Raw genomic sequence first — 9,354 nt, 5'->3', positions numbered from 1 at the left:
TCCCGTGCCTCCCCCGTGCTTCCGCTGTGCCTCCCCCGTGGCGAGCCGGGCCGCACGGGGCTGTACCCGCACGCTTTAAGGGGTCCTTGCACTATGAGCGTCCGATCAGGGCGCGTGGTCTGGTGCTGGGGGCACTCCCCCACTGCCCTGAACGGGCGTGGGAGGCACCCCCACCCACGCCCTTCAGGCTGTGGGGGAGCATCGCAAGGCGCCGGAGAGTCCTCGATGGGGGTCCCCCCGCGCGAGCGAAGCCGAGAGTGGGGGAGGAGCTACCAGGGCTTTTTCGGCAACGCGGCGAGGTGCGGTGCCAGGCCGCGCGACCCGGGCGGGCACAGTGCAAGGACCCCTGAGGGGCGGCGGCGCCGGTCAGGGACGTGGTGACCGGCTCACACGTTCGGGGGTGCCCCCTCGATCGGGCGTCCGAGTCCGCCCTTCATCCCTTCGGGGACCGGGCGCTGCTGCCAGGGCAGGGGGCCCCCGGGCGGGCGGTAGCCGACGCCCAACGCGTCAAGGCGCCGGTAATGCGCCCCCATGCGCCGTTCGAAGTCGGCCACATCGCGTTCCTCGGGCGCGGGCAGCCGGCTCCAGGCGACCTCGGCGAAGGCGGCGAGCCGGGGGAAGGCCTGGTAGTCCACCCGGGCCTGGTTCTCCATGACCTCGGTCCAGACGTTGGCCTGGGCGCCCAGGACGTGCCGGGCCTCGTCGGGGGTGAGCTGGGGCGGCACGGGCTCGAAGCGGTAGACGTCCTTGAGGGTGCGGACGTACCCGATCGGCATCGGCTCGTCGGGGCCCGCGTCCTGCCGGTGGTCCAGGTAGACCTGCTGCTCGGGGCACATGACGACGTCGTGTCCGGCGCGCGCGGCGGCGATCCCGCCGGCGTAGCCGCGCCAGGAGGAGACCGCGGCGCCCGGCTCCAGGCCGAGGCCCGCCGTCGCGTCCGCGGGCGCCCCCGCCTCCCGCCGGGCCCCCTCGCCGCCCACGTCCGGAACCCGCTCCCCGTTGGGAACGCGCTCCCCGTCCGGAGCCTGCTCGTCCCTCCGGCGTGGATCGCGCCCTCCGTCTCCGCCGGTGCCCTGGAGGATCTCGTCCCAGCCGATGAGGCGCCGCCCGCGCTCGGCGAGCCAGCGGTCGAAGTGCCGGATGAACCAGTGCTGGAGCCGGTCCGCGCCGTCGGGGCCGGCGAGCCCCAGCTCCCGCATGCGGGCCTGGGCGGCGGGCGAGGCGCGCCACTGGTCCTTCGGGCACTCGTCGCCGCCCACGTGGACGAACGGCGAGAAGGGTGCCGCCTGTGCGGGGAACAGCTCCAGGACCTCCTCGAAGACGCCCTCGTAGAAGCGCAGCACGTCCTCGGTGGGCGCGAGCACGTTGGGGTTGATGCCCCAGGTGTCCCACACGGTGAGCGCGGCGGTGTCGACGACGTCGGTGTTGCCGAGCCAGGGGTAGGCGGCGATGGCGGCCTGCGAGTGGCCGGGGACGTCGATCTCGGGGACGACGCTGACGTGCCGCTCGGCGGCGTACGCGACGATCTCGCGGATGTCGTCCTGGGTGTAGAAGCCGCCGTGCGGGCGGTCGTCCCAGAGCGGCGAGGAGCGGTGGCCGAATTTCGTGCGCGCCCGCCAGGAGCCGATTTCGGTCAGTTTCGGGTGGCGCTTGATCTCGATGCGCCAGCCCTGGTCGTCGGTGAGGTGGAGGTGCAGGACGTTGAGCTTGTGGGCGGCGAGCAGGTCCACGTAGCGCAGGACGCCGTCCTTCGGGAGGAAGTGCCGGGCCACGTCCAGCATCATGCCGCGCCAGGCGAACCGGGGCGCGTCCTCGATGACGACCATGGGCACCGGCCACCGCCTGCCCGGCTCGACGGGCGCGCGCCGGAAGGCGGACGGACCGAGGAGCTGCCGGAGGGTCTGGGCGCCCCAGAAGACGCCGGCCGGGCCGCCGCCGTCGATCCGGACGGCGTACTCGTCGACGATGATCCGGTACGCCTCCGGCGCGAGGTGCCCGTCGACGCGCAGCACGACGCCGTTGTCGCGGGTGCCGTCGGTCAGGGGCAGTCCGGTGGCGGCGCCGACGGTGGCCCGCAGCCAGCGGGCGGCGGACTCGGTGCCGGGCAGCGCCGTCAGGACCGTCTCGCCGTCGAGCAGGAAGCTGCCCTCGCCCGGGGGCACCCGCCAGGCCCGCCCGGGAGCCGGAATCAGAGTTTCGAACGCCATGCGTTGCTCCTGTGGACGTACGGGTGGAGGGCGGGCCCAGAGGCGGGCGGTGCAGGCTGCCGGGGCCCGTGGTGCGGAACCGGCGGACGTGCGCGTGGGAGGCGTGCGGTGGCCGGAAGCGCGCCGGCTGGTTCTGGTCGTTTCAGTCCTTCACGGCACCGCCCAGGCCGGAGACCAGCCGCCGCTGGACGAGGACGAAGAACACCAGCACCGGGATGGTCATCAGGGTCGAGGCGGCCATGATGCCTCCCCAGTCGTTCTCGTCGGGCTTGAAGAACACCAGCAGCGCCATGGGGAGCGTCGACTGCGAGGTGTCGCTGATGATGAAGGACTTGGCGAACAGGAAGTCGTTCCAGGCGGAGATGAACGAGAACACGCTCGTGGCCACCAGGCCGGGCAGCACCAGCGGAAAGAGAATCTGCCACAGAAAGCGCGCCCGGCTCGCCCCGTCGATGTAGGCGGCCTCTTCCAGGGCGTCGGGGACTGCCTTCACGAATCCCCGCAGCATCCAGATGGCGAAGGGCAGCGAGAACGCGAGGTGCGGCAGGATCAGCGAGCCCAGGGTGTTGAGCTGACCGAAGTCCCGCATCAGGAAGAAGAGCGGAATCGTGAGGGCTTCGACCGGCACCATCTGTGCGATGAGGAACATCACCAGCAGCGTGGTGCGGAAGCGGAAGCGGAAACGGGTCACGGCGGTCGCCGCGAGAAAGGCGATGAGCGCCGAGACCACCACCACGCTGCCCGCCACGATGCAGCTGTTGAGGAAATACCGGCCGAAGTCGTGCTGCTCGAAGACGCGCCGGAAGGAGTCCAGCGACGGCGAGAGCGTCCAGGGCCTCGGATGCGTCGACTCGATCTCACCGGCCGGTTTCAGCGCGGAGAGCACCATCCAGTAGAGCGGGAAGGCCACCACCACGGCCGCGAGGAGCGCCGTAACATCCGCGGCCAGCCGCCGCGGCCTCCGAAGAATCTCCCGGGCACCGCGCATCGCGCTCATGCTCACCACTCCCCCGTTCCCTGCCGTCCCTGACGCCTGAGCAGCCGCAGATAGACCAGCGTCACCGCGAGCAGCATCAGCAGCATGACGACGCCGATGGCGGATCCCAGGCCGTACTGGGACGACGCGAACGCCTTCTGGTAGGCGTAGACGTTGAGCACCAGGTTCTGCCCCGCGATTCCGCCGCCGTTCGTCATCACGTAGATCTGCGTGAACACCTTGAAGTCCCAGATGACGGACTGGATGGTGACCACCGCGAGAATCGGCCGGAGCATGGGCGCGAGCACGGAGCGCCAGATCCGCAGTTGCGAGGCGCCGTCCAGCGCGGCGGCCTCCAGGATCTCCCCGGGCACCGCTTTGATTCCGGCGAAGACGGTCACCATCACGAACGGAAAGGAACACCAGACGACTTCGAGCAGCACGAGCGTGAAAGCGCTGAGGCGCCCGTATGTCCAGGAGTGGTCGCCGAGTCCCAGCACCTTGTTCACCGGGCCGAAATCGGGGTCGAAAAGGAACACCCAGACCGTGGAGCCGGTGATGGCGGGCGTGGCCCAGGCGCCGAGCGCGGCCAGCATCAGCGCGAGCCTGGGCACCGCGCGCACCCGGGTGAGCAGCACCGCGAGCGCGCAGCCCACCAGCAGGGTGCAGACAACGCAGGCGGCGGCGAACACCGCGGTGGCGGCCAGCACCTGCCAGAACTGGCCGTCCCCGAACAGGTCCGCGTAGTTGCCGAAGCCCTTGAAGGACGTCGGCTGCCCGCCGCTGACCTGGGCCTGGGTGTAGTCCAGGAACGAGATCAGGCCGAGTTCGTAGACGGGGTAGACGAGCAGCCCGGCGAGCACGACCAGGGCCGGGGCGAGGTAGAGCCAGGGCACCCACCCGCCCCGCCGTCCGCTCGGGGCGCGCCCGGCGGACGGCCGCCTGCCGGGGCGCGCGCCGGAGCGCCCCGACGAGGCCCCGGGGGCTGCCGGGGCGGGTGGTTCGGGGAGCGCCGGGGTGGCGGCGTCGATCGGCTGTGTCATCGCGTCACCGGACCGTATCGGCGCGGTCAGCCCGCGGCCGACGAGAAGGCGTCGTCCATCTTCCCGGCGGCCTCGCCGGCCGCCGCCGCGACGCTCTTACGGCCGCTGACGATCTGCTGGAACATCGTCGGCAGCACCAGCGAGGCGTCGATCTGCCCCCAGCCGGGCGAGGCGGGCACGAACTTGGCGCCGGCGCCGAGCGTGCGGATGAACGGCGCGACGAACGGCTCCTTCCGGGCGGCCTGGGCGCGCACGTCCGTGTAGGTCGGCAGGAAGCCCATGCCGTCGAAGAGCGCGGACTGCGTCTTCTTGGACGCCAGCGCCTCCATCAGGCCGACGGCCAGGGTGCGGTGCGAGGTGCTCGCGAGCACCCCGATGTTGTTGCCGCCCGCGAAGGCCGGGGCGATGCTCCCCTCCTTCTCGCCGGGCAGCGGCACGACCGCGTACTTCCCCTTGACCTCGCCGTCCTCGACGGCCTGGTGGTTGAAGTCGCCGCCGATGGCCATGGCCGCCTTGCCGGTGGCGAACGCGGTCACCGTGTCGTTGCCGCCCCAGCCCGCGCACTTGGCGGCGGGGCAGTTGCCGTCGCCGAAGAGCGAGGTGTAGGCGCGGATGCCCTTCTGCGCGGCGGCGCTGTCGATGGTGGAGGAGTACGAGGAGCCCTTCTTCTGGGCGAGTTCGCCGCCGGCCGCCCAGATGAACGGCATCGCGCCGTAGGTGTACGCGCCGCCGACGGCGAGCCCGTACAGGTCGGGCCTGCTCTTGTGGACGGCCTTGGCGTCGTCGATCAGCTCCTGCTGGGTCGACGGGGGCGCGAGGTCCAGGCTCTTGAACACGTCGGTGCGGTAGTACAGCGCCCGGACGCCGACGAAGAGCGGCGCCCCGTAGACCTTGCCGTCGACGGTGACGGACTCCTTGGCGGTCGGGTCGGTGTCCCTGGCCTCGCCCCAGGCCGCGAACTCCTTGCTGATGTCGAGGAGTCCGCCGTCGTGCACGTAGCCGGCGGTGTCGGTGTTGCCGTACTCGATGACGTCGGGCGCGCTCTTGGGGTCGTTGAAGGCCGCCTTGATCTTCTCGGCGCGGGTGTCCACGGGGATGTACTCCACGTGCACGTCCGTGCCCTTGTGGGCCTTCTCGAAGGTGTCCACGGCCTGCTGGACGACGCGCTCCTTGGGCCCGTTGTCCACCTCCTGGAAGAGCCAGACGCGCAGCGTGCCGCTCTTGTCGTCGGCGGTCGAGCCGCCCTTCGAGGTGCTGGGGGCGCAGGCGGTGGCGGTGAGCGACGCGAGGACGACCGCGGCGACCAGGGACATCGCTCGGCCGGCCGCTCCGGGTCTGGTGGGCGACGTGCGGGCGGCAGGGCGTGCAGGGAGCTTCATCGAGCGGACCTCCGGGTCGACGGTGATCGACGGCGCTTCAGCCGTTGCAACATGCGCAACGGCTGTTTCGTGCTGCACAACACCACGGAGGCTAGAAGGACATGAACATGCGGACAAGGCTCGTCCAAAGGTCTCTACCAGTCTGTGACCGGCGCCCTTCGGAGGAAGCCGGGAAGCCGGGAGAAGCCAGAAGAGGCCGGAAGAGGCCGGAAGAAGCACGAAGGCGCCGGAAGACGCCAGGAGACGCCAGGAGATGCCAGGAGACGCCGGAAGACGCCGGAAGACGCCGGAAGACGCCGGAAGACGCCGGAAGACGCCAACAGAAAAGGCCCCGAGGCACGCCGAAGCGCGCCGGGGCCTTTCACCAAGGAGAAACAGACGGCGGACCACCGCGGCCGGGCACGCACCCGCCACAAGGAGGTGCGACTACCGCGGGAGGAGCCGGACGACCCGGACTACTTCTTGCCCTTGTCCTTGTCCCTGTCCTTGTCGCCGCCTGCGCCCATGGACTCGTAGATCTCCTTGCACATGGGACAGACCGGGTACTTCTTGGGATCGCGGCCCGGGACCCACACCTTGCCGCAGAGCGCGACGACGGGCGTGCCGTCGAGCGCGCTCGCCATGATCTTGTCCTTCTGGACGTAGTGGGCGAAGCGCTCGTGGTCGCCGTCGCCGTGTGACGTCTGCGGTGTCGGCTCTACGAGGGTCCCCGTGCCTGCCCCACGCTCGGGCTCAAGAGTGCTCATAGGAACCAGGGTACTGAAGGGCAGGGACATCAGTTGAGAGACGGGTCGTCCGGATACGTCGCCACCATCGCCAGCTCGCTGCGCTGGCGGCGCAGGACCTCCCTCCAGAGCCGCTCGGGCGCCGGTGAGGAGACGTCTCCGGGCTCGGACTCGACCACGTACCACGCGCCCTCCGCCAGCTCGTCCTCCAGCTGGCCCGGCCCCCATCCGGCGTAACCGGCGAAGATCCGCAGCGAGCCGAGGGCCGAGGCGAGCAGTTCGGGCGGGGCCTCCAGGTCGACGAGGCCGATGGCGCCGTGCACGCGCCGCCAGCCGAGTGGTACGGCCTCGCCCGTCGCGCCGCCCGGGATCACCGCGACGCCGAGCGCGGAGTCGAGCGAGACGGGACCGCCCTGGAAGACCACGCCGGGCTCACCGGCGAGCTCTCCCCAGCCCTCCAGGATGTCGCCGACATCCACCGGGGTGGGGCGGTTGAGGACCACGCCGAGGGAGCCCTCCTCGTCGTGGTCGAGGAGCAGCACCACCGCGCGGTCGAAGTTCGGGTCCGCCAGGGCGGGGGTGGCCACGAGCAGCCGCCCTGTGAGCGAGGACACCTCGGTCATGCCAGCCATGATCCCGCATCTTCCCCCGATCCGGGCACCCGACGTCGGGACGAGTCCGAATGCGGCCGTGGACCGGCCGGGGCGGCTCCCACGACCCCCGCCGGACGTCACCGAGCGCACCCGCCCACCCACCGTCCGTACGGGTCGCTCACGGTGCCCCCGCCGTCCCGCGGGCAAGCCTGGGGGCCCGGCCCTCGCGGCCACTAGTGTGTGCCTCCTGCCCATTCCTCTCCTGGGAACGCGAGATAGATGACCGTCACCGATGATGTCCTGTTCGTCCACGGCGGCACCCCGCTGGAGGGTGAGATCCGTGTTCGCGGCGCGAAGAACCTCGTGCCCAAGGCCATGGTCGCGGCGCTGCTGGGCAGCGCCCCGAGCCGGCTGGGCAACGTCCCCGACATCCGCGACGTGCGGGTGGTGCGGGGCCTGCTCCAACTGCACGGAGTGACGGTCCGCCCGGGTGACGAACCGGGCGAACTGCTGCTCGACCCCACCCACGTGGAGAGCGCCAACGTCGCGGACATCGACGCGCACGCCGGCTCCTCCCGCATCCCGATCCTGTTCTGCGGCCCGCTGCTGCACCGCCTCGGCCACGCCTTCATCCCCGGCCTCGGGGGCTGCGACATCGGCGGCCGGCCCATCGACTTCCACTTCGACGTGCTGCGGCAGTTCGGCGCGCGGATCGACAAGCGCGCGGACGGGCAGTACCTGGAGGCGCCGCAGCGGCTGCGCGGCACCAAGATCCGCCTGCCGTACCCGTCGGTCGGCGCGACCGAGCAGGTGCTGCTGACCGGCGTGCTGGCCGAGGGTGTGACGGAACTCTCCAACGCCGCGGTCGAGCCGGAGATCGAGGACCTCATCTGCGTCCTGCAGAAGATGGGCGCGATCATCGCGATGGACACCGACAGGACCATCCGCATCACCGGCGTGGACAAGCTCGACGGCTACACCCACCGCGCCCTGCCGGACCGCCTGGAGGCCGCCTCCTGGGCCTCGGCGGCCCTGGCGACCGAGGGGAACATCTACGTACGCGGGGCCCAGCAGCGGTCGATGATGACGTTCCTCAACACCTACCGGAAGGTGGGCGGCGCGTTCGAGATCGACGACAACGGGATCCGCTTCTGGCACCCCGGCGGCACGCTGAAGTCGATCGCGCTGGAGACGGACGTGCACCCCGGCTTCCAGACCGACTGGCAGCAGCCGCTCGTCGTCGCCCTGACCCAGGCCACCGGCCTGTCGATCATCCACGAGACGGTCTACGAGTCCCGGCTCGGCTTCACGTCCGCGCTCAACCAGATGGGCGCGCACATCCAGCTCTACCGCGAGTGCCTGGGCGGCTCGAACTGCCGCTTCGGCCAGCGCAACTTCCTGCACTCGGCGGTCGTCTCCGGCCCCACGAAGCTCCAGGGCGCCGACCTCGTCATCCCCGACCTCCGCGGCGGCTTCTCGTACCTGATCGCCGCCCTGGCCGCCCAGGGCACGTCCCGCGTCCACGGCATCGACCTGATCAACCGCGGCTACGAGAACTTCATGGAGAAGCTCCAGGAACTCGGAGCGAAGGCGGAGATGCCGACGGCGGGCAAGTAAGCCGAGGCCGACGACGAGCGGCACCACATCCAGCCCGGCCTGGGGGTACCTCCCAGGCCCTCAAGGCACTGGGGGCGTTTGAGGCCACCCCACGGAGGCCAGACGAACCCGCACCGGACGCCGAACGAGCCCGGCCGGCGCCTGAGGCCACCCCACGGAAGCCAGACGAAACCAGCACCAAACCCAGCCCGGCCGGCGCTTGAGGCCACCCCACGGAAGCCAGACGAAACCAGCACCAAACCCAGCCCGGCCGGCGCTTGAGGCCACCCCACGGAAGCCAGACGAAACCAGCACCGGACACCGAACGAGCCCGGCCGGCGCCTGAGGCCACCTGACGGCACCACGCACGCCACGCAGGACGCGAAATGGGGCGGCCACCTCCCCCGGAGAGTGACCGCCCCATCGGCGTAACGATGGGCTTACTTACCCTTGGCCGCTTCCTTGAGCTTGGACCCGGCCGAAACCTTGACGCTGAAGCCGGCCGGGATCTCGATCGGCTCACCCGTCTGCGGGTTGCGGGCGGTGCGAGCGGCACGGTGGGTGCGCTCGAAGGTGAGGAAGCCGGGGATGGTGACCTTCTCGTCGCCCTTGGAGACGATCTCGCCGACGGTCTCGGCGAACGCGGCCAGCACGGCGTCGGCGTCCTTGCGGGTCACCTCGGCGCGGTCGGCCAGCGCGGCCACCAGCTCACTGCGGTTCATTTTGTTACTCCCGTGTTCATCTTGCGTTGAGGCGTGCCACGCGGCGGAGCCGCATGTCGGGCACAGCGAAGCCGATGGTGCCAGGGCCCTCGCTCGGCCCCCGGACCAGGGTC

General features: G+C 70.9%; 8 protein-coding genes. 1 reads left to right on the top strand and 7 read right to left on the bottom strand.

Features of this window, described 5'->3' with window-relative positions; translation table 11 throughout:
* Positions 1-386: 386 nt before the first annotated feature.
* The 6 genes from Sm713_RS10145 to Sm713_RS10120 all read right to left on the bottom strand — a co-directional run bounded on the left by Sm713_RS10145 (position 387) and on the right by Sm713_RS10120 (position 6,953).
* On the bottom strand, positions 387-2,207 hold the full coding sequence (locus Sm713_RS10145) for a beta-N-acetylhexosaminidase (protein WP_212909299.1): 1,821 nt from the start codon (positions 2,205-2,207) through the stop codon (positions 387-389).
* 142 nt (positions 2,208-2,349) lie between these two features.
* Entirely contained in the window at positions 2,350-3,204 is an 855-nt protein-coding gene (locus tag Sm713_RS10140; RefSeq protein ID WP_249416201.1) for a carbohydrate ABC transporter permease, read from the bottom strand.
* 2 nt (positions 3,205-3,206) lie between these two features.
* Positions 3,207-4,226 carry a carbohydrate ABC transporter permease gene (locus tag Sm713_RS10135; RefSeq protein ID WP_212909298.1) on the bottom strand — a complete coding sequence of 340 codons (1,020 nt, stop codon included), beginning with the start codon at positions 4,224-4,226 and terminating at the stop codon, positions 3,207-3,209.
* 26 nt (positions 4,227-4,252) lie between these two features.
* Positions 4,253-5,539, bottom strand: a complete 1,287-nt coding sequence (locus Sm713_RS10130) for an extracellular solute-binding protein (protein ID WP_212911913.1) — start codon at positions 5,537-5,539, stop codon at positions 4,253-4,255.
* Between the two features lie 521 nt (positions 5,540-6,060).
* Entirely contained in the window at positions 6,061-6,351 is a 291-nt protein-coding gene (locus tag Sm713_RS10125) for a DUF3039 domain-containing protein (RefSeq protein ID WP_212909297.1), read from the bottom strand.
* Between the two features lie 29 nt (positions 6,352-6,380).
* Positions 6,381-6,953 carry a YqgE/AlgH family protein gene (locus Sm713_RS10120; RefSeq protein ID WP_212909296.1) on the bottom strand — a complete coding sequence of 191 codons (573 nt, stop codon included), beginning with the start codon at positions 6,951-6,953 and terminating at the stop codon, positions 6,381-6,383.
* A gap of 249 nt (positions 6,954-7,202) precedes the next feature.
* On the opposite strand from Sm713_RS10120, the gene murA reads away from it, so the two are divergent.
* Entirely contained in the window at positions 7,203-8,540 is a 1,338-nt protein-coding gene (murA, locus tag Sm713_RS10115; protein ID WP_212909295.1) for a UDP-N-acetylglucosamine 1-carboxyvinyltransferase, read from the top strand.
* Positions 8,541-8,959: 419 nt separating this feature from the next.
* Here murA and Sm713_RS10110 read toward each other — a convergent pair whose 3' ends face one another.
* The gene (locus tag Sm713_RS10110; RefSeq protein WP_189930775.1) at positions 8,960-9,241 is read right to left on the bottom strand and encodes an HU family DNA-binding protein; all 282 of its coding nucleotides are present in this window, start codon (positions 9,239-9,241) and stop codon (positions 8,960-8,962) included.
* Between the last annotated feature and the right edge of the window lie 113 nt (positions 9,242-9,354).

Origin of the sequence: Streptomyces sp. TS71-3 (assembly GCF_018327685.1) — a bacterium.
Taxonomy (GTDB): domain Bacteria; phylum Actinomycetota; class Actinomycetes; order Streptomycetales; family Streptomycetaceae; genus Streptomyces.
Note: the sequence above shows the minus strand (reverse complement) of the source record. Positions and strands in the feature narration are given on the sequence as shown.